Source organism: Amycolatopsis roodepoortensis (genome assembly GCF_014873915.1).
Classification (GTDB): domain Bacteria; phylum Actinomycetota; class Actinomycetes; order Mycobacteriales; family Pseudonocardiaceae; genus Amycolatopsis; species Amycolatopsis roodepoortensis.
Genome location: NZ_JADBEJ010000004.1, coordinates 1,139,238 through 1,158,395 on the forward strand (window position 1 = coordinate 1,139,238; position 19,158 = coordinate 1,158,395).

At 67.6% G+C, this 19,158-nt stretch carries 19 protein-coding genes and 1 riboswitch; of the genes, 11 read left to right on the forward strand and 8 right to left on the reverse strand.

Translation table 11 applies throughout. The annotated features are described in order from the left end of the window. Positions 1-13: 13 nt before the first annotated feature. Both H4W30_RS16085 and rsmA read right to left on the reverse strand, forming a co-directional pair. Positions 14-1,024, reverse strand: a complete 1,011-nt coding sequence (locus H4W30_RS16085; RefSeq protein ID WP_192743540.1) for a methionine ABC transporter ATP-binding protein — start codon at positions 1,022-1,024, stop codon at positions 14-16. Between the two features lie 212 nt (positions 1,025-1,236). Next, a riboswitch (SAM riboswitch) is annotated at positions 1,237-1,327 on the reverse strand. Positions 1,328-1,549: 222 nt separating this feature from the next. After that, on the reverse strand, positions 1,550-2,386 hold the full coding sequence (gene rsmA, locus H4W30_RS16090; RefSeq protein WP_192743541.1) for a 16S rRNA (adenine(1518)-N(6)/adenine(1519)-N(6))-dimethyltransferase RsmA: 837 nt from the start codon (positions 2,384-2,386) through the stop codon (positions 1,550-1,552). Between the two features lie 40 nt (positions 2,387-2,426). Between rsmA and H4W30_RS16095 the strand changes: the two genes are divergently transcribed. Beyond that, positions 2,427-3,011, forward strand: a complete 585-nt coding sequence (locus H4W30_RS16095; protein ID WP_192743542.1) for a GNAT family N-acetyltransferase — start codon at positions 2,427-2,429, stop codon at positions 3,009-3,011. 146 nt (positions 3,012-3,157) lie between these two features. Then, positions 3,158-4,165 (forward strand): DUF222 domain-containing protein, encoded by a 1,008-nt coding sequence (locus H4W30_RS16100; protein ID WP_192743543.1) that lies wholly within the window; start codon positions 3,158-3,160, stop codon positions 4,163-4,165. Between the two features lie 58 nt (positions 4,166-4,223). Here the strand turns inward: H4W30_RS16100 and H4W30_RS16105 are convergent, their stop codons facing one another. The 3 genes from H4W30_RS16105 to metG form a co-directional block, all read right to left on the reverse strand. Further along, positions 4,224-5,603 carry a resuscitation-promoting factor gene (locus tag H4W30_RS16105; RefSeq protein ID WP_192744123.1) on the reverse strand — a complete coding sequence of 460 codons (1,380 nt, stop codon included), beginning with the start codon at positions 5,601-5,603 and terminating at the stop codon, positions 4,224-4,226. A 413-nt stretch (positions 5,604-6,016) separates the two neighbouring features. Next, the gene (locus H4W30_RS16110) at positions 6,017-6,853 is read right to left on the reverse strand and encodes a TatD family hydrolase (protein WP_126736482.1); all 837 of its coding nucleotides are present in this window, start codon (positions 6,851-6,853) and stop codon (positions 6,017-6,019) included. Between the two features lie 7 nt (positions 6,854-6,860). Then, positions 6,861-8,654, reverse strand: a complete 1,794-nt coding sequence (gene metG, locus H4W30_RS16115) for a methionine--tRNA ligase (protein ID WP_192743544.1) — start codon at positions 8,652-8,654, stop codon at positions 6,861-6,863. Positions 8,655-8,716: 62 nt separating this feature from the next. Here metG and H4W30_RS16120 point away from each other — a divergent pair, with 62 nt between their 5' ends. The 5 genes from H4W30_RS16120 (at position 8,717) to H4W30_RS16140 (ending at position 13,259) form a co-directional block, all read left to right on the forward strand. Then, the gene (locus tag H4W30_RS16120) at positions 8,717-9,313 is read left to right on the forward strand and encodes a PadR family transcriptional regulator (RefSeq protein WP_192743545.1); all 597 of its coding nucleotides are present in this window, start codon (positions 8,717-8,719) and stop codon (positions 9,311-9,313) included. 87 nt (positions 9,314-9,400) lie between these two features. Continuing rightward, positions 9,401-10,411: an ATP-binding cassette domain-containing protein gene (locus H4W30_RS16125; protein WP_192743546.1), complete on the forward strand. Its 1,011-nt coding sequence runs from the start codon at positions 9,401-9,403 to the stop codon at positions 10,409-10,411. Next, the gene (locus tag H4W30_RS16130; RefSeq protein WP_126736485.1) at positions 10,401-11,165 is read left to right on the forward strand and encodes an ABC transporter permease; all 765 of its coding nucleotides are present in this window, start codon (positions 10,401-10,403) and stop codon (positions 11,163-11,165) included. The genes H4W30_RS16125 and H4W30_RS16130 overlap by 11 nt, the downstream gene beginning before the upstream one ends. Positions 11,166-11,251: 86 nt before the next feature. Beyond that, positions 11,252-11,872: a glycoside hydrolase family 25 protein gene (locus tag H4W30_RS16135; protein WP_192743547.1), complete on the forward strand. Its 621-nt coding sequence runs from the start codon at positions 11,252-11,254 to the stop codon at positions 11,870-11,872. A gap of 109 nt (positions 11,873-11,981) precedes the next feature. After that, positions 11,982-13,259 (forward strand): aminodeoxychorismate synthase component I, encoded by a 1,278-nt coding sequence (locus tag H4W30_RS16140; RefSeq protein ID WP_192743548.1) that lies wholly within the window; start codon positions 11,982-11,984, stop codon positions 13,257-13,259. A 2-nt stretch (positions 13,260-13,261) separates the two neighbouring features. On the opposite strand, the gene H4W30_RS16145 is transcribed toward H4W30_RS16140, so the two are convergent. Next, positions 13,262-14,221, reverse strand: a complete 960-nt coding sequence (locus H4W30_RS16145) for a quinone oxidoreductase family protein (protein ID WP_192743549.1) — start codon at positions 14,219-14,221, stop codon at positions 13,262-13,264. Positions 14,222-14,398: 177 nt separating this feature from the next. Between H4W30_RS16145 and H4W30_RS16150 the strand changes: the two genes are divergently transcribed. After that, positions 14,399-14,875, forward strand: coding sequence for a QsdR family transcriptional regulator (locus H4W30_RS16150; RefSeq protein WP_225949353.1), 477 nt, complete (start codon positions 14,399-14,401; stop codon positions 14,873-14,875). Here the strand turns inward: H4W30_RS16150 and rsmI are convergent. Beyond that, entirely contained in the window at positions 14,872-15,708 is an 837-nt protein-coding gene (gene rsmI / locus H4W30_RS16155) for a 16S rRNA (cytidine(1402)-2'-O)-methyltransferase (protein ID WP_192743550.1), read from the reverse strand. The two genes, H4W30_RS16150 and rsmI, sit on opposite strands and share 4 nt — an antisense overlap. 68 nt (positions 15,709-15,776) lie before the next feature. Here rsmI and H4W30_RS16160 point away from each other — a divergent pair, with 68 nt between their 5' ends. Further along, a complete protein-coding gene (locus tag H4W30_RS16160; protein WP_126736490.1) occupies positions 15,777-17,348 on the forward strand; it encodes a dolichyl-phosphate-mannose--protein mannosyltransferase in 1,572 nt (523 codons plus the stop codon). A gap of 84 nt (positions 17,349-17,432) precedes the next feature. Beyond that, entirely contained in the window at positions 17,433-18,476 is a 1,044-nt protein-coding gene (locus H4W30_RS16165) for a DUF3558 domain-containing protein (protein WP_192743551.1), read from the forward strand. Between the two features lie 37 nt (positions 18,477-18,513). Here H4W30_RS16165 and H4W30_RS16170 read toward each other — a convergent pair whose 3' ends face one another. After that, positions 18,514-18,753: a hypothetical protein gene (locus H4W30_RS16170; RefSeq protein WP_192743552.1), complete on the reverse strand. Its 240-nt coding sequence runs from the start codon at positions 18,751-18,753 to the stop codon at positions 18,514-18,516. Between H4W30_RS16170 and H4W30_RS16175 the strand changes: the two genes are divergently transcribed. Next, entirely contained in the window at positions 18,737-19,105 is a 369-nt protein-coding gene (locus H4W30_RS16175; protein ID WP_318780607.1) for a hypothetical protein, read from the forward strand. The genes H4W30_RS16170 and H4W30_RS16175 overlap by 17 nt on opposite strands. Positions 19,106-19,158 lie beyond the last annotated feature (53 nt).

Consider the following 19,158-nt stretch of genomic DNA (forward strand, 5'->3'; position numbering starts at 1 on the left):
GTTCGGGGAGAAATCAGGCGGCGACACCCTGCGGTCCGCGGACCGGGTGGGTCACGTGGCCGCCACGTTCGGCGATCCAGGCGAGCGCGGCGTCCGCGCGCTCACCGCGCACCCCGAGACGGAACCGGCCGACGGGAGTGTCTCCGATCCGGGTCAGGCCGCCCCCGATGGTGGCGAGCTCGACGTCGAAGCGACCGGCGGCTTCCGGCAGCAGCGCACCGACCGAGGCGAAGCCGACGAGCACGACGTCCACCGCGCGGTCGTACTTCGAGGCCTGCGCCCGCCCGGTTTCGATCGCGGGAAGCAGCGCTTGCGCGGTCCGACTGTTCGGGTCGGAGATCAGGTCGAGCACGGTTCCGCGTTCGATGACCGCGCCGGCCTCCAGCACCGCGACGTCGTCGCAGACACGGCGGACCACACCGGCGTCGGGCGTGGTGAGCAGCACGGTGACGCCGAGCTCGGCGCGCGCACGGTCGAGCACGGTCAGGACCGCGCCGGACTCCTCAGGCTGCACTCCCGCCGTCGGGTCGTCGGCCAGGAGCACGGACGGTCCGGCGGCCAGTGCCTTGGCGATGGCCACCCGGCGCAGCTGGCCCTCGGACAGGTCGCCCGGTCGCTGTCCGGCACGGGGGGTGAGCCCGACCAGGTCGAGCAGGTTGCCGACCCGGTTGCGGCGCTGCGGCCCGTCGAGGCCGAGCTGTTCGAGCGGCGAAGCGATGTTGCCGGCGATGGTGCGCTCGGCGAGCAACTCCGGCTTGGTGCTCACGACTCCGACCTGGCGCCGGATCTCGCGGAGACGACGTCCGTCGAGGGTCCCGGTGTTGAGGCCGTCGAGACGGACGACGCCGCGGTCGGGACGCTCCTGGAGACCGATGCAACGAGCGAGGGTCGATTTGCCGGAGCCCGCCGGACCGACGACTCCGAACAGCGAGCCAGCTTGGATGTCCACGCTCACATCGCGCAGTGCGACGACGGGATTTCCGTTGAGGGGAAAGGACTTGGACAGGTTTTCGACAGTGATCACGAAAGGCTCCATGCAAATGGGGCGCTGCTTCTTTCGAGCGCGCCAACCGTCACCGAGTGACCGTCCGGGAAACGGACGGATTCAGAGGTAAGGGAAAGAACTCAGGCAGTAACGGTGGAGCGTCGACACGCACTTACCGTGCGGCGACCTTCATCGACGACACGTCGCCTGGTCAGCAGGAGCGGGTGGGTGACCCTGTTCATTAGGCACAGCCTCCATCGGTCCTGGCTGTAGCACCTGCCCTGTGGAGGGTGGTTGCTGCGACTTCGGCGAGCCAGGTCTCTCAGTCGCTCGGGATGGCTCACTGAGTAAAACCGATCCCACTGGATGAAAGCAAGCGCGTAGGCGCAGATCACACGTCTGGTCGCGTCCATCATACAGGATTGGCTGCCCATATTATGGGACGCCGGCAGGCGTATCCGGCCTGCGGCAGGCGTGCTGCCTGCTAAGACAAGGTTCGCCCGCGCCGGATCGAGAGGAGGAACCACGCAGTCGCGCGGCCCCGGTCACACCTGCGCCAGGTGGTCAGCCGGCAACCGCGGCGATCCGGGCGAACTGATGGACGTCCAGCTGCTCCCCGCGGGTTTTCGGGTCGATACCCGCCTTTTCGAGTAGTTCCCCCGCGCGTTCGGCGGAACCGGCCCACGACGCCAACGCGGCTCGCAAGGTCTTCCGCCGTTGCGAGAAGGCGGCGTCGACGACCGCGAACAGCCGCTCCCGTTCCACGGACGACACCACGTCGCCCCGTTCGAAGGCGACCAAGGCGGAGTCGACGTTCGGAACAGGCCAGAACACCGCCCGGGGCACCGCGGCGACCTTGCGCGTCTTCCCGTACCAGGCGAGCTTGACGCTGGGCACGCCGTAAGTCCGGCTTCCCGGACCCGCCGCCATCCTGTCCGCGACCTCGGTCTGGACCATTACGAGACCACTGGTCAGCGACGGCAGTTCGGCGAGCAGGTGGAGCACGACGGGAACGGCGACGTTGTACGGCAGGTTCGCGACGAGCGCCGTCGGCCGTGCGGGCAGATCGTCCGCGGTGATCCGCAACGCGTCCGCGCCGACGACCGTCAGCCTTTCGGCCCCGCCTCGCTCGGCCACGGTGCTCGGCAGCCGTCCCGCCAGCACGGGATCGATTTCGACCGCGACGACCTCGGCGCCGGTCGCGAGCAGTCCGAGTGTCAGCGAGCCGAGGCCCGGCCCGACCTCCAGGACGACGTCCCCTTCGCCGATCCCCGAGAGGTCGACGATGCGGCGCACCGTGTTGGGATCGTGCACGAAGTTCTGGCCGAGCTTCTTGGTCGGACGTACGTCCAGCTCGGCCGCCAGCGCCCTGATTTCCGCAGGACCGAGCAGTTCAGTCACCCGACGATCGTAACCAGGCCCGGTAAGCCACGATTGGCCGGTGGACGACGTCGTACTCGATGGTGAAAAAGTCCGGCTGCGCGACTGGCGCCCTTCCGACCTCGGGCCGCTCCTCGACCTGCTCGATCCCGCGCGGCCCTGGCACGAAACGAACGGACCCTATTTCGGCACCCCGACCACGGTCGCCGCCGAATCCACGGCGCGCGAGCTCACCGCGACCAAGGCCGAGCCGCCCGATCCCCGCACCAGCCTCGCCGTATGCGACCTGAGCGACGGAAGATTGATCGGTCGGGTCAGCTGGTATTGGGAAAGCAGGGAGACCGACTGGCGGCGGATGGGGCTGGTCATCTACGACGAACGGTTTTGGGGCGGCGGGTTCGGCACCGAGGCCTTGCGCATGTGGACGACCTACTTGTTCTCCCGCACCGACACGCTCCGCCTGGACTTCGCCACGTTCTCGGGGAACCCGGGGATGATCGCCGTCGGGCGGCGGCTCGGGTTCGTCGAAGAAGGCCGGTTCCGGCGCGCCCGGCGCTGGTCCGGCGGCGTCCATGACGCCGTCGTCTACGGGGTGCTCCGCGAGGAGTGGGACCGGAGGCATCGCTCAGGCACGGGGCCGGCCTGATCCGACCCCACCATCCGGATGGCTTTTCCCAAGCGACACCTATCCCACTCAAGGGTGATCGGCGCAGGTCGGCGCAGGCGGAGCGTGATGATCATCCACCCGATCGATACCGTGCATTCGTTCGAATCTGCCTCGACAATCGAGGGATGACCAGCACAAACATTCCCAAGGCCTTCCCGCTCAACCTGCCGGAAGGCGACGCCGAACTGCTTCTCGACGAGTTGCAGAGTCGGCTACGCGAAGGGCGACGTCTCGTCGCCGAGGTCGGCCAGATCCTGGCCGAGATCGAGTCACGTGGTGTCCGTGATCTCTACGGATACAACTCGATCGCCGTCTTCTACGAACATGTGGCCCGGGTGCCTCGGGCAGAGGCTCAAAGAGTGACCGGCAGAGCGCTGGCGCTCAATTCGAGACGGGCGCGCGACGGCACGTCGATCGACCCCGTCGCGCCCCTGACCGGCACCGCCGCCACCACCGGCGCGTTGGCCGAGGCCAGTATCGACCGGATCGTCACGGTCATGAAGAAGCTGCCCGAGCACGTCACGGCGAGCGCACGGCTCGAGGCCGAGAAGGGCTTGGTCGAACTCGCCGGCGTCGCGAGACCGCGCGACGTCACGGTCGCGGGCACAGATCTGCTCGCACAACACGACCCGGATGGAAAACCCCAAGACGACCCCGCTCCGCAAAGGCGGCGGAGCGAGTTCTGGTTGCGCCAGAAACGAACCGGCCGCTGGGACATGCGCGGCGACCTCGATGCCGAGACGGGCGCCCGCCTGAGCGCGCTACTGGTGCCGCGGGCCTATCCGGCCCCCGACAAGGAAGCCGACGACCGTTCGCCGGCCGAGCGACGCGGCGACGCGTTCGCGGAGATCGTCGAGCTCGCGGAAAGCGACCCGGGCATCCCTATGCCCCGGCAGAGCTCGGAACGGGTCAGCGAGCAGCCGCAGGCTGCCGAGACAGCCAAGGAGCCTGTAAACCGCCCTCAGCCCGTCCAGACGCCACCTCAGGGCCCTCAAAGCCCGCCCCGCGACGGTGGAGGGCTTCGACAACCGGCCAGGAACGTGGCCCACATACGGACTGCGCGCTGGTGGGCGAGATTCTCCAGACCGAGAGCCGGGAACCCGGCTCAGCCACCCAAGCCCCTAACGGCCTGAAGGCCACCTTGCGGGCGAACCCACACGATGACCTTCAGGAAAGGAGAACGGACCGGCGTCAGGCCTTCTTGCCACAGTGCGGCCAAGCGCCGTAGCCGCCACGGTCCTCGCGGACCTTCTCGGCGACAGCGATCTGCTGGGCCTTGCTGGCCTGGTGCGGGTACGCGGCGTACTGGTCGCCGCCGTAGGCGTCCCAGGTGCTCTTGTTGAACTGCAGGCCACCGTAGTAGCCGTTGCCGGTGTTGGCGGACCAGTTCCCGGTCGACTCGCACTGCGCGATGCGGTCCCAGGCGCCGGCGTCCCCGATGACCGGGTCGGCGGGCTTCTTGGTACCGACCTTGACGATCTTGGGCTTGGCCTCGGTGATGACCTCTTCCGAGACCTTCTCGCGGCCGACCTCTTTGCCGTTGCGCTTGGTGACCTTGTAGGTCACGGTCTTCTGACCCGGGGTGCCCGGGTCCTCGACCTTGGTCTTGCCCTTTTCGAGGTTCGGGTCGTCGACCTTCTGCTCGGGCGGCGCGATTTCCTCGTTCTGCTTGACCATGGTGACGCCGGTCCGGCTGATGTGGACCTCGGCGCCGTCGACCAGCTTGACGTCGAGACCGCCGACGGCCTCGTCGTCCGGGCCGAGGGTCATCCGGAGCTCACCGAGGAATTCCTTGGTGGTGACGGAGTTGGTCTGGACCTTGCGCGGTTCGTTCGCGCCGTCGTAGACCGTGACGTTCTTGAGGGTCTTGACCTCGACGGTGGCGCCTTCGAGGGGCAGCTCGCCGTTCTGCGGGAGCGAAGTCCAGGTGCCGGCCTTGGCGAGGTCGGCGCGACCGAGCTGGTTCAGCGCTTCGCCGAGGTTGGTCGCGCGGACCCAGGACTCCTGCTGCGGCGCGCCGTCGACGATCAGGTTCAGCTTGCGGCCGCGCTCCAGCTTGATGACGCCGCCGTCGCCCACCTCGGCCTGAGGCGAGGGCGAAAGCGAGTCGTGGGCGCCGACGGAGAGGCCGGCGTCTTCGAGAACCTCGCCGACGGTGTCGCCGAAGCTGTGGACGGTCTGCTGCTTGCCGTCGACGTCGAGGGTGACGCTCTTGTTCATCGCCATCGCGGCCGCGCCGCCACCACCGAGGGTGAGCAGCACCGCCATGACGGTTCCCTTGAGGAAACGCTTCTTCCAGACCCGGGTCGAGTTCGCGATGACCTCGTCCTTGGTCGCGGCCTTCATCGGCGCGCCCGCGGTGCGGTCCTCGGCCAGCTCGTCCGGGATGACGATCGGCGGGAGCATGGTGGTCTCGGCGCTGATGAGGCGGATCAGCTCGTCGACGTCGACGTCGATCTCGGCCATCAGCATGTCGGCGTCGGGGCCGAGCGCGGCCAGGACGTCCTGGTGCGTGATGCGCGGATCGTCGGAGTAGTCCAGCTCGCCGTACTGCGTGTCGCGGTCGAGCACGGCAACCGAACCGGCGGAAGCGAAGGTGTTCGTCTCTGCGCCGAGGCGCGAGCCATCCTGCCTACTGCTACCAGTCACTGGGTCGTTCCCTTTCCCAAGACGTCGAGGAGCTCGACAACCACTCCACTACGTCCTTCGTCTCGATGCGCGCTTCGGCACACCTCTAGAAGTCCGACACCCGCAGCCAGCGCCATCGTCACGGTTCCAGGCCGTACCTCTCCTGGTTCCGCTTCCCCGACGTGCACTGACGTGACTGTGGGCGTAACAGCCGAAAACCGCTTGAGCGGGTCCCGACCGGCACGATCACGGGACAGTAACGAACCTCGCCGGGTTGCGCAAACACCGCCCGGAGTGTCGTGACGTTGGTCACTCATCAGAGTGGACCATTGCTGATCACTAATGTCGCAATCCGTTCAACCGGTCGTGACTGTCGGCAATCCGAAGACCCGCTCGGCGGTCGTTCGCACGGATTCGGCGACCTCGTGTACTGCCTCGCCCCTGAGCGAGGCGAGGTGCCGAACCGTGTAGGCGGCGCAGTAGGGCTCGTTCGGACGTCCGCGGAACGGATGCGGGGTCAGGAACGGAGCGTCCGTTTCGACGAGGTACTGGTCCGCCGGGACGATCCGTGCCGCCTCGTGGAGTCCGCGGGCGTTACGGAAGCTGACCGTGCCGGCGAACGAAAGCACGTATCCCGCGTCGACGCATCGGCGCGCGATGTGCTCGTCTCCGGAGAAACAATGGAAGACGACCTGCTCGGGCGCTCCCTCTTCTTCCAGGATCCGGAGGACGTCGTCGTGGGCGTCTCGATCGTGGATCATCAGTGGTTTGCCGATCCGCTTGGCGAGATCGATATGCCACCGGAAGGCGTCCTGCTGTGCGTCGTGGGGCGAGTAGTCCCAGTAGTAGTCGAGGCCGGTCTCGCCGACCGCGACCACTCTGGACTCGTTGGCGAGACGCTCCACTTCGGATTTCTCGGGCTCGCCGAAATCCTTGGTACGCGTGGGATGGATCGCGACGGCGGCCCAGACCCGCGGGTCCCAAGTGGACGCTTGCGCGGCCCAGCGAGCGGCCGCGAGATCGTCCGCGACGGTGATGACCCGGGAGACACCGGCGCGTTCGGCGCGGTCGACCATGGCTGTCACATCAGCCGCGGTGACCGCGCCGCACGCGTCGAGGTGGGTATGCGCGTCCACCACCGAAACCGGCAACCTGTCCGGGATCGGCGGCAGTTCCTTCTTCTCCGCACCCATCAGCTGATCACTTCGAGATCGGGGCCCATTCGGGACCGGTCTCGCCGAGTTCCGGGTCCAGCTTGGCGAACAGCGGGGTCGGCTTCTCCAGCGGCTTGCCGACCTCGATCGGCACGGACTTCCAGCGCGCCTGCTCGGCCTTGTAGTCCCCGGTGAGGATGGGGTTGATCCGGCCGGGGATGTCGAGGTCCTCGACTTCCTGAAGCTCGGGCTGGGCCGCCCAGACGCCGGTGCCACCGAGCGCCTCGTGCACCTTCTGCGCCGAGTGGGGCAGGAAGGGGGTCAGCAGCGTGTTGGCGTCCGAGACGACCTGCAGAGCCGTGTGGAGGACGCTGTCGCGCCGGGCGGGGTCGTCCTTGAGCTTCCAGGGCTCCTGGTCCGACAGGTACCGGTTCGCGGCGGTGACCACGCGCATGGCCTCGCTCGCGGCGGCCTTGAACCGTGACCGCTGCAAGTGGGCGCCGGCGGTGTCGAACGCCTTACGGGAGAGCTCCTTGAGCTCCTCGTCGGCGGCCATGGGGGCGTCGGGGCGAGGAATGGCTCCGACGTTCTTGTGGGCCATCGAGATGGACCGGTTGACGAGGTTGCCCCACTCGTTGGCCAGCTCGAAGTTGGTCCGGCGGACGAACTCGTCCCAGGTGAAGTCGGTGTCCTGGGTCTCGGGGCCCGCGACCGAGATGAAGTACCGCAGCGTGTCCGGGCCGAAGTCGCGCAGGAAGTCGTGGACGTAGATGACCGTGCCGCGCGAGGTCGAGAACTTCGAGCCGCTCATGGTGAGGAACTCGCTGGAAACGATCTCGTCGGGCAGGTGCAGCTTGCCGTACTTGCCTGCGACGCCGCCTCGATCACCCTCGCCGTTGTGGCCGAAGAGCAGAGCGGGCCAGATCTGGGCGTGGAAGGTGATGTTGTCCTTGCCCATGAAGTAGTAGGAGCGGGCGTCCGGGTTGTTCCACCACTCCTGCCAGGCGTCCGGGTTGCCGGTGCGGCGCGCCCACTCGACGCTCGCCGAGAAGTACCCGATGACCGCGTCGAACCAGACGTAGAAGCGCTTGAGCGGCTGGTCGCGCCAGCCGTCCAGCGGGATCTTCACGCCCCAGTCGAGATCGCGGGTGATCGGCCGCGGCCGCATGTCGTCGATCAGGTTCTTCGTGAAATTGAGGACGTTCGGCCGCCAGTCGGTCTTGCTGGACAGCCACTTGCCGAGCGTCTCGACGAACGCGGTCAGATCGAGGAAGTAGTGCTCGGTCTCGACGAACTTCGGCGTTTCACCGTTGATCCGGGACTTCGGGTTGATCAGTTCGGCGGCGTCGAGCTGGTTGCCGCAGTTGTCGCACTGGTCGCCGCGGGCGCCGTCGTAGCCGCAGATCGGGCACGTGCCCTCGATGTACCGGTCGGGCAGCGTGCGGCCGGTCGACGGGCTGATCGCGCCCCGGGTCGTCTTGGGGACGACGTAGCCGTTGCGGTGCAGCGCGAGGAAGATCTGCTGCGTGACCTCGGCGTGGTTGCCCGTGGTGGTCCGGGTGAACAGGTCGTAGGTGAGGCCGAGCCCTTGCAGGTCCTGACCGATCTGGCGGGTGTACTTGTCGGCCGTCTGCTGGGAGGTCATGCCTTCTTTGTCGGCCTGGACGGTGATCGGGGTGCCGTGTTCGTCGGTACCGGACACCATGAGCACCCGGTTGCCGGCCATTCGCTGGTAGCGGGAGAAGACGTCGGACGGGACGCCGAATCCGGACACGTGGCCGATGTGGCGGGGGCCGTTGGCGTAGGGCCAGGCCACCGCAGTCAACACTGGGGTGCTCATGCTTGTTTAGCCTACGGACGTCGTCCAAGGCATTGTTGTCCGGGAGAGGATCGGAGGCCTCGGTGTCCGCCACGCGTCTGCTGGTGCTGGGTGTCGTGCGCATGTACGGGAAGGCACACGGCTATCAGGTCCGGCGCGAGCTTCTTTCGTGGGCGGCGGACAAGTGGGGCAACGTCCAGCCGGGGTCGATCTATCACGCGCTGAAGAAGATGACCACCGAAGGCCTTCTGGAACAGGTCGAGGACGCCGAGCCGGGCGGCGGGCCCGATCGGGTCGCCTACAGGCTGACCGAAGACGGCGAGACCGAGTTCCTCGTGCAACTCGGCAGGGCGTTGTCGAGCGACGACGCGACCGGGTACTCGCTGTCGGCGGCGGTCACTTTCATGCCGACCCTTCCCCGCGCACAGGTGCTGGCCCTGCTGAAACAGCAGTTGGCGAACATGGAAGCGCACGCCCAATCGACTCATTACGCCCGTGAACACGCCGTCGACCTGGGGAAGCCGCCGCACGTGAGCGAGCTGTACCGCCTATGGAGCGCGCACGCGGAAGCGAACGTGACCTGGATGCGGGATTTGATCGGCCGTCTCGAAGCCGGCGAGTACGTGATGGCAGGCGAAGGCGAAGACGACGAAAACGTGTTCGGCGCGCCGCCCAAGTAATCAAATTTGACTACGGAACGACTCCTAGGGCACAGTGCGTCCTGCCACTAGTCAAACTTGACTAGATGGGCGTCGAAAGGAGTAGACATGATCAAGGCACGCGGCCTTGAGCGGCGTTTTCGCCGCAAGGGCCGCAATGGGGGCGAGGTCCACGCCGTCAAAGGCGTCGATCTCGACGTGTCGGCCGGGGAACTGGTCGGCTTCCTCGGACCGAACGGCGCGGGGAAGACCACGACCCTGCGCATGCTGACGACGCTGCTCAAGCCCACCGCCGGTGAGGCGACGGTCGGCGGCTGCGACCTGCTCGCCGACCCCCTGGGGGTGCGTCGGCGAATCGGCTATGTCGCCCAGGGCGGCGGCACCGCGCCGGCGAGCAAGGTCATCGAGGAGATCGAGTTCCAGGGCAGGCTGTACCGGATGAGCAAGGCGGACGCGCTCGCACGCGGGGCCGTCCTCGCCGAGCAACTGGACCTGGCCGGGCTCGACCAGCGGATGACCTCGACCCTGTCGGGCGGGCAGCGCCGCCGTCTCGACATCGCGCTCGGGCTGATCCACTCACCCGGTCTCGTCTTCCTCGACGAGCCCTCGACGGGCCTCGACCCGCAGAGCCGGGCGAACCTCTGGGACCACATCCGGCGGCTGCGCGACGAGCAGGGCGTCACGGTCTTCCTGACCACGCACTACCTCGACGAGGCCGACGCGCTCTCGGACCGGCTGATCGTCATCGACGACGGGAAGATCGTCGCCGAAGGCACGCCGGACTCGTTGAAGGCGCGGGTTTCCGGCGACAGCGTCGTCATCGGGGTCTCACCGGAGTCTGCGGGCGAGACCGCGGAGGTCGCGGGCCGTCTCGAAGGGGCACACGAGCTGACCGTCACCGACGGCACCGTGCGGTTCCGCGTCCCGCGCGGCGACACCGCGATGCCCGAACTGCTTCGGGCGCTGGACGCGCGTGGCATCGCGATGGCGTCCATGCAGGTGCACCGGCCGACGCTCGACGACGTCTTCCTCACTTTGACGGGCAGGAGCCTGCGAGACGCCGAAGAAGGCGGATCGGCCGACGCCGCGGCGGAGAAGGAGGCCACGCATGTTGCATGACACCTGGTTGATCTTCCGCCGCGACATGCTCGCGGCGTTGCGCAACCCGACGTGGCTGGCCATCGGCGTGATGCAGCCGCTGCTCTATTTGTTCTTCTTCGGCCCGCTTCTGGTGAAGTCGCTCAACGCGCAAGGCCTGTCCGATGTGGACGGCTGGATGATCTTCACCCCGGCGATCATCGCGCAGCTCGCGCTGTTCGGCAGCTCTTTCGTCGGGTTCGGGCTCCTCGCGGAGTACCGGATGGGCGTGGTCGAGCGGATGCGGGTCACGCCGGTGAGCCGGGTGGCGCTGTTGCTGGGCAAGGTCCTCGCCAACGCGCTGCAGACCATCGTCCAGGCCCTGCTCATCATCGCGCTGGCGTATCTGGTCTTCGACTTGAACGCGCCGTTCGGTGGTGTGGTGCTCTGCCTGGCGATCGTCTTCCTTCTGGCGATCACCTTGGCGTCGTGCTCGTACGCGCTGGCGTTGACGCTCAAGAGCGAAGATTCCTTCCCGGCTCTGCTCAACGCGGTTCTCATGCCGCTGCTGCTGCTTTCCGGAATCCTGATCCCGATCACCGCGGGCTCGGCGCCGGAGTGGCTGTACACGATTTCCCGCATCAATCCGTTCCGGCACGTGGTGGACGTCGAGCGGAACAGTTTCCGCGGTGACTTCTCGATGGACGCTCTGTTCACCGGGAGTGTCGTGGTGCTGGTCATGGCCGTTCTGGCCATCTGGTGGGGCTCGCGGACGTTCCAACGCGAAAACGCCTGAGACACGCTGTACCGAAAGGTCACCTTGCGGCCGCTCCGCGGACGTAGGGTGACCTTTCGGTCGTACTGGGGCGAAATTCGAGGCAGGTGAGTTCGATCGACCCGGAAGGTGAGCACGGCGTCACCCTGTCCCACCGCGAGACGGTGACGGACTGGGCGGCGGTGCGTGGCGCCGACATCCGATTCGCTTCGGTCACCGTCACCGAAAACACCAACTGGCGGGACGCCGCGGCGGAACGCAATCTCACCGGCGCGCAGCACGCCGGTATCCACACCGGCGCACGGCACTACGCCCGTCCCGGCGCCGTCCACGACCAGGCCGACCATTTCGTGCGGACGGCGAGCGTGCTCGGCGCCTTCTCCCCCGGGTCGCTCGCACCCGCGCTCGAGGTAGAGGCACCCAGCGTCGACGACCGGTTCATCAAGGCGTGGATCAAGCACGTCAGGAACGCGGCGCGGGTCGAACGCGTGCTGGTGTACGCGGGGCTCGACTGCTGGACGAACCGCTTGCACCCGGACAAGTGGGCGGACAGCGAAGTGGTGTTGTGGCTGGTCAGGCACAACGAGATCCCCGGCAGACCGGGATGGTTCCACTCGCGGCTGGGCTTGCATCAGCACGGTTTCGGCACCGGGCTGCCCGGTGTGGACGGACCGATCGCGCAGGACACGGTGGTCTACCCGTTCAAGCTCACGGATGTGCTTTTGTAGTGCCCATTGCGTGACGACGGGTGTGCACGACGTCACCGCGTGGTCGCGGATCTCACTTTCCGACCGGCGCGGGTTGCGTTTCCGGCGGTCCGAACGGTGACAATGTCGCGTGCGGTTGATGTGCCGGAGGCTGCGGACGGACGTCGGGCCCGAACGGGCACTGGCGGTCCTCGGTGCACGCGCCGAGAAGCTCGGGCTCGCACCGCCCGCCGCACTGTGCGGAGAGTGGTTCTCCTCGCGCGCGGTCATCGCGCTGAACGCTTCCCTGGCTCCTGTGCGGAACGTGGCGGAAGCATTCGCGATCCCGACCCGGCTGCCCGAAGTTCGGGACGCGATACCCGGCGCGGTCGGCGGCGGCTGGTTCGGTTACCTGGGTTATGACCTGACCGATCCCTCCGGCCGGTCCGGGGCGCTTCCTCCGGCCGCCTGGGGCTGGGTCGATCGGGTTCTCCGCCTGGACGCGGACGGCTCGTGGTGGTTCGAAGCCCTGGTTCACGACGGCGATCCGGATCCGATCGGGGAAGTGGCCGCGGTGGAATCCGCGCTCGCCGAGGTTCCCGAAGCGACGACTTGGAGTTCCGGCCCGTTGTCGCGCCCACTCCCGTCGGAGCACTACGACGCGGTCAAAGCCTGCGTGCACGCGATCGAAGCCGGTGAACTGTTCCAGGCGAACATCTGCGCTCGTTTCAGCGGACGGTTCACCGGCGACCCGATCGCGTTGTTCGCCGAGGGCGCGCGTCGCCTGGGAGCACGCCGGGCCGCGTTCCTCAGCGGCGGCTGGGGCTCGATCGTGTCGTTCTCCCCTGAGCTTTTCCTTGCCAGGCACGGGCGACTCGTCCGGTCCACACCGATCAAGGGCACCCTGCCGCGGCGGAACGCCTCCGACGCGCATCTCGCGCAGCGGCTGCGGGAATCCACCAAGGACGTCGCCGAGAACGTGATGATCACCGATCTCGTCCGCAACGATCTCGGGCGGGTGTGCGCCACCGGCACCGTGCGGGTTCCCGAATTGCTCGCGGTCCGGCCAGCGCCGGGGGTCTGGCATCTGGAGTCCACTGTGGAGGGATCGCTCGCCGGCGGCGTCGACGACGCGGCGCTGCTGGCGGCCACCTTCCCGCCGGGCTCGGTCACGGGTGCGCCGAAGATCCGCGCGCTGGATCTGATCGCCGAACTGGAACCGGCCGCGCGTGGCGTCTACACCGGCGCGATCGGGCTCGCTTCGCCGATCGCCGGAATGGAACTCAACGTCGCGATCAGAACCTTCGAAATCCACGAAGGCACGATCACGCTGGGAGTCGGCGGCGGGATCACCGCCGACTCCGACAGCGAAGCGGAATGGCAGGAATGCCTGCACAAGTCCGCTCCGCTGGAGCGCCTGCTCGGCTGAAACTACTTGGTGGGGTCCAGCAGCAGCTTGCCCATCGTGCCGCGCGAGCGCAGGGCCTCATGGGCGGCGCGCGCGTCGGACAGCGCGTACTCACCGCCGGCGATGGCGCGGACCCGGCCAGCGAGCGCCAGCTCGAAAAGCTCGTCGAGCGTGCGCCCGAAGACGTTCCCGGGGAGCTTGAAGGCGTGCGGCAGCCACATCCCGGCAACGGTGGTGCTGTGCCCGAGAAGGTTGCGGGCTTCGATCGGTTTCGGGTTCTCGCGGCTGGCCATGCCGTAGAACGCGAGGCGGCCGAACGGTGCGAGGGCTGCGATGCTCTGGTCCGTGACCGCGCCGCCGGTCATGTCGAGCACGATGTCGACGCGTTTGCCGCCGTTCGCCTCACGAAGCGCGTCCGTCATGTTCTCGGCGCGCGAATCGATGGCGACATCGGCGCCGAGTTCGAGGGCGAGCGCGCGCTTCTCGTCGCTGCTGGCGGTCGCGATGACCCGGCCCGCTCCCCAAGCCTTCGCCAGCTGCACGGCGATGGAGCCGACCCCGCCCGCGGCCGCGTGCACGACGACGGATTCGCCGGGTTCGAGGTGGGCGCTCTTGCGCAGCAGGAGCGACGCGGTGGTGCCCTGGATGATGAAGGAGAGCGCGGTCAGGTCGTCGACGCCGTCCGGCACGCCGAAGCTGGTGACCTCGTCGGCGACCGCTCGCTCGGCGTAACCGCCGCCACCGTTGAGCAGCGCGACGACTCGCTTGCCGTCCGCGGTGCGGCCGACGATCTCGCCGCCGGGGACGAGCGGCAGCTTGCTCGGGGCGAGATACGAGTTCTCGGCCTGGTGGGTGTCGGCGTAGTTGACACCGATCCGATCGACCTCGACCAGCTGCTGACCTGGGCCCGGGACGGGATCGGGGAGGTCGACGAGGTTGAGCACCTCGGGTCCGCCGAACTCGGTCACCTGTACTGCGCGCATCCGCATCCTCCTCGTCGAGATGAGACATTCTTGCATATGTCTCATGGGTGAGACATGCCGTGATATGTTTCACTCATCGAAACCGCACTCGAACGCCAGCTGACCTCACCGCGCCCGGACGCCCTGCGCGCGTTCACGATCGCGCGCGCCTGGTTCCTGGACGGGCGCCGGGTGGACATGGGCGAACTCGCCGGTGAGCTGGGGATCAGCCGGGCCACCCTGCACCGGTGGGTCGGCGGCCGGGACCAGCTGCTCGGCGAGATCCTGTGGTCGATGACCGTCGAGGTCTTCGAAGCGCGCGCTTCCGGCAAGCTCGGCCGCGGCGCGGAAGGGATCGCGGAACTCGTCGGCACCTTCGTCCGGACCGTGAACGGCTCGAAACCGTTCCGGGAGTTCCTGCGCAACGAGCCCGAGCGGGCGCTGCGGATCCTGACGACGAAGGCCAGCGTGGTGCAGAGCCGCGCGATCGCCAAGATGCGCGAATTCCTCGACGAGGAGGTCACGGCCGGGCGGCTCACGCCACCCCTGCCGGTCGAGGACCTTGCCTACCTGCTGGTGCGGATCGGCGAATCCTTCATCTACACGGACGTCATCACGGGCGCCGAGCCCGATGCCGCGAAGGCGCACGCGGCCGTGACGGCCCTGCTGTCCTAGCTCTTCCGGGACGCGAGTACAGCGTCGTAAAGCTCCTTTTTCGACACTCCCGCGGCTTCGGCGACCTCGGCGGCGGCGGACTTCAGGCGTTCACCCGCCGAGACCCGCGACGCGACCTCCGAGACCAGGTCTCCGACACTCACCGAACGCGGCGGCGCGCCCGCGAGGACGACAGTGATCTCGCCTTTGACCCCGTCTGCGGCCCAGGCCGCCAGCTCCGGCAGATTGCCGCGCTTGACCTCTTCGTAGGTTTTGGTCAGTTCGCGGCAGACGGCGGCGCGCCGGTCGGGCCCGAGAACCTCGGCGGCGTCGGCGAGCGTGCTGGCGAGACGGTGCGGAGATTCGAAGAACACGGCCGTGCGGGGCTCGTCCTTGAGCGAACCGAGCCATTTCGCACGTTCGCCGGGCTTGCGCGGGGCGAAACCTTCGAAACAGAACCGGTCACAAGGCAGGCCGGAGAGCGCCAGTGCCGTGGTCACCGCCGACGGGCCGGGCAGGCAGGTCACCGGTACGTCCGCCTCGACACAGGCCGCCACCAGGCGGAACCCGGGATCCGAAACACTCGGCATGCCGGCGTCGGTCACCAAGACCACCGTTTCGCCCGATTGGAGCGATTCGAGCAGTTTTGGCAGGCGAGCCGTCTCGACGTCCTCGTAGAAGCTGACGACGCGCCCGACCGGAGAGACGTCGAGAGCCGCGGTGAGGGAACGCAGGCGACGGGTGTCTTCGGCGGCGATCACGTCGGCCGTCGCGAGGGCTTCGGACAGACGCGGCGAAGCGTCACGGACGTCTCCGAGCGGGGTGGCTGCCAGCACGAGGCGTCCTTCGGTCATTCCCGAAGGTTAACCGGTTCGCAGATCCGGACACCGAGTTCACTCTTCCGCCCGTAGGATCATGCCCCGTGACCGCACTGCTGACCCGGGACAACGAGAGCGTGCGGCCGGATCCGGTCGACGCGCTCAGGCCACCGAGTGACCGGGAGGCCACCCTCCTCGGCCGCGGCATGCCGACCGATCGCCTGCGCGGCTGGATCGTCACGCTGGTGCTGACGCTCATCGGCGGCATCGTCCGGATCCAGAACCTGGGAACGCCCACGGACAAGGGCACGCCCGTCTTCGACGAGAAGCACTACGTCCCCCAGGCGTGGCAGATGCTGCGCAACGGCGGTTACGAGGACAACTACGGCTACGAACTGATCGTCCACCCGCCGCTGGCGAAGCATCTCATCGCGATCGGCGAATGGCTGTTCGGTTACAACGCCTGGGGCTGGCGGATCATGCCCGCGCTGGCGGGCACGCTGATCGTCTTCCTCATCATCCGGATCGCCCGGCGTCTCACCCGTTCGACCCTGCTCGGCGCGGTCGCGGGAATCCTGGTGATCAGCGACGGCGTCCTGCACCTGCAGTCCCGCATGGGGATGCTCGACATCTTCATCGCGTTGTTCGTCCTCGCCGCGTTCGCCTGCGTGCTGTGCGACCGCGACCAGGTGCGGCAGCGGCTCGCCGTGGCCGTCCGTGAAGGCTGGATCGACGAGTCCCGCTTCGGCCCGAAGCTGGGTTTCCGGTGGTGGCGGTTCGCTGGCGGCCTGATGATCGGGCTGACCTTCGGCGTCAAGTGGTCGGCGCTGTACTACATCGCCGCGTTCGGCCTGCTCACCGTTTTCTTCGACGTCGCCGCGCGCCGGGCGGCCGGGGTGCAGCGGCCGTGGGTCGGCACGCTGCGCCGCGACGTGCTGCCCGCGCTCTGGGCGATCGTCGTCATCCCGGTCCTGGTGTACCTCGCCTGCTACTGGGCCTGGTTCGCGAGCGAGACCGCGACCGACCGCAACTACGTGGCGATCAAGGACATCGATCCCGGTTTCTGGGCCTGGATGCCGCCCGCGTTGCGGTCGCTCGGCGACTACACGATGAATGTCCTCGACTTCCACGCGAACCTGGTGACGCCCAAGGACAAACCGCATCCCTGGGAGTCGAAGCCGTGGACCTGGCCGATGGGCCTGCGGCCGATGCTCTACGCGTACGCGGGCGGCACCGACGCGACCGGCTGCGGCGAGTCGACCTGTGTGCGGGCGACGATGCTGATCGGCACGCCCGCCATGTGGTGGCTGGCCCTGCCGATGCTCGGCTGGAGCGTGTGGCGGTCGGTCTTCCGCGCGGACTGGCGGTACGCCGCCGTGCTCGTCGGTTACCTGGCCGGGTTCCTGCCGTGGTTCACCAACCTCGACCGCCAGATGTACTACTTCTACGCGACGCCGCTGGCGCCGTTCCTGGTACTGGGGTTGACGCTGGTCCTCGGGCAGATCCTCGGCAGCGCGAAACGCGGTTTCGAACGCCGGGGCACCGGCATGCTCGTCGTCGCACTCTACGTGGGTCTCGTCGTGGCCAACTTCGCCTGGTTGTGGCCGATCCTCAACGGCAACGCGATCACCAACGACCACTGGAACGCCGAATTGTGGCTGCCGTCCTGGCGGTGACCACGACCGATTGAGCGAAGGCCCAGCGAGACGCCTGAAAGCGACTTAGACTCCCGTCCGAATTGAGGATTTCTGGGGGTCGTCATGTCTCGTTGGCCGGTTCTCGTGGCCGTTGCCCTGCTGCTCACCGGGTGTTCCAGCGCCATCGACGGTAAAGCTTTCCGCGAAGGCTCGGCACCGGGCGCGAGCGATACGAAGTTTCCGCGCTACACACCGCCCGCCGACGGGTCGGGGTTCAGCGATCAGGTGCTCGACCAGCCGCTGGCCCTGCCGGTGAAACAGGGCGAGGAAGGCTGTGACTGGCTGGAGTCGATCAAACCGGATCTCCAGCCGCTCGGTCTCGTGAGCACGAAGGGCGTGCTCAGCGGTTGCCAGTTCGTGTTCCCGAACAACAAGGGCGCGCAGGTGCACGCCTACAGCCCGTACAGCTGGATCACGCAGGACTCCCCGGTGATGGAGCCGGTGGAGATCGCCGGGATCAAAGGCCGGACCTACGCCTTCGACCCGGAACCGGCGACGTTCTGTTCGGTCAACATGGACGTCCGCGCCTACGCCTCGATCGCCGTCGATGCCTATGACGTCGACAGCGACGAAGGGGGCACTCGCGCGGAGCACTGCGAGCTGGCGAAGAAGGTCGCCGAGGTGGTGCTGAAGAAGTTCGTCCCGCTCGCCGGTGGCAAACCGGCGCCGAGCACCGTTCAGGAGCCTCCCGCCGAAGCGCTGAAGAACGCCGACATCTGCGAAGTCGTCAAGTTCACTCATGCGAATTACGCCGGAGTCAACGCGGGCCGCGAAGGCGCGCAGAAGGGCGAAGGGCCGCTTGGACCGACCTGCACCCACGAAGTCGCCTACGCGAAGGCCGTCGGGATGTACACGAACGGCACGGGCGGCCTGGAAGCCGTGCCGCCGAAAGCGGGCGCGGAAGTCCGGAACGGACAGTTCGGCACCTTGAAGGCCAGGTTCGAGCAGACCGCGGAGTCCTGCGCCTTGAGCGTCCAGCTGAGCAACGGACAGGTCGTGCAGGTCGACTTCATCGGCAAGAAGAAGGAAGCGATGCCGCGGACCTGCGTCTCCGCTCAGCTCATCTTGTCGGTGTCGATGCTGGCCCTGATCACGGGCGACTCCTGATTTCTCCGATTCAAGTGTGACACTTGCCTTCGAGTTGTTACTCTTCGCTGGTCAACAGCAGCTCGACAGGGGGCATCATGACGATCCGACCGCTCGGAGCGGCCTGTGCGGCCGCGGCGTTGTTCTTGATCGCGGGGTGTGAGGAGCAGACGCCGGGTGCCGCGTCGCCGCAGACTTCGGCCGTTCCGAGCACCTCGGAGGCGCCGGCCGGCAGCAGCGCACCGCCCAGCACTTCGCAGCCTTCGGCGGTCGCGTCCGACGTGACCAAACCCGCCACCGGCGGCGCGGTGGCGCAGACCCCGGACGGGGCCGCGAGCGTGATGGAGGAGTATCACCACGCTCTGGGCGAGAAGGACCTCGACACCGTTTGCCGGATCACCGCGCCGGCATTCGACGGCGGGATGAAGGAATGCCGGAGCCTCACCCCCGTGCAGTTCGGGATGCTCTCGGCCGACGACGTCAAGAAGCTGAAGTCCACCCGCGTCGACCGGTCGAAACTGCAGAGCAAGGGGCCGGACAAGGTCCTCGTGCCGCCGGGCGCGATCAGCCCGCAGATCGCGATGATGGCCGCGCAGCCCAAGACGTTCACCATGGCCTGGCGCGGCGGGACCTGGGTGGTCATCGACTGAGGGAGAGCAAGGGACCTTTGCTAGCGTTCGTTAGCGCGCTAACTAACGGTAGC

Excerpts from the sequence above, each read along its gene's own strand:
- H4W30_RS16150 (WP_225949353.1), top strand. The coding sequence starts at position 14,399 with ATGGGCGAACTCGCCGGTGAGCTGGGGATCAGCCGGGCCACCCTGCAC.
- H4W30_RS16165 (WP_192743551.1), top strand. The coding sequence starts at position 17,433 with ATGTCTCGTTGGCCGGTTCTCGTGGCCGTTGCCCTGCTGCTCACCGGG.
- rsmI (WP_192743550.1), bottom strand. The coding sequence starts at position 15,708 with ATGACCGAAGGACGCCTCGTGCTGGCAGCCACCCCGCTCGGAGACGTC.
- metG (WP_192743544.1), bottom strand. The coding sequence starts at position 8,654 with ATGAGCACCCCAGTGTTGACTGCGGTGGCCTGGCCCTACGCCAACGGC.
- H4W30_RS16100 (WP_192743543.1), top strand. The coding sequence starts at position 3,158 with ATGACCAGCACAAACATTCCCAAGGCCTTCCCGCTCAACCTGCCGGAA.
- H4W30_RS16125 (WP_192743546.1), top strand. The coding sequence starts at position 9,401 with ATGATCAAGGCACGCGGCCTTGAGCGGCGTTTTCGCCGCAAGGGCCGC.
- H4W30_RS16110 (WP_126736482.1), bottom strand. The coding sequence starts at position 6,853 with ATGGGTGCGGAGAAGAAGGAACTGCCGCCGATCCCGGACAGGTTGCCG.
- H4W30_RS16145 (WP_192743549.1), bottom strand. The coding sequence starts at position 14,221 with ATGCGCGCAGTACAGGTGACCGAGTTCGGCGGACCCGAGGTGCTCAAC.
- H4W30_RS16130 (WP_126736485.1), top strand. The coding sequence starts at position 10,401 with ATGTTGCATGACACCTGGTTGATCTTCCGCCGCGACATGCTCGCGGCG.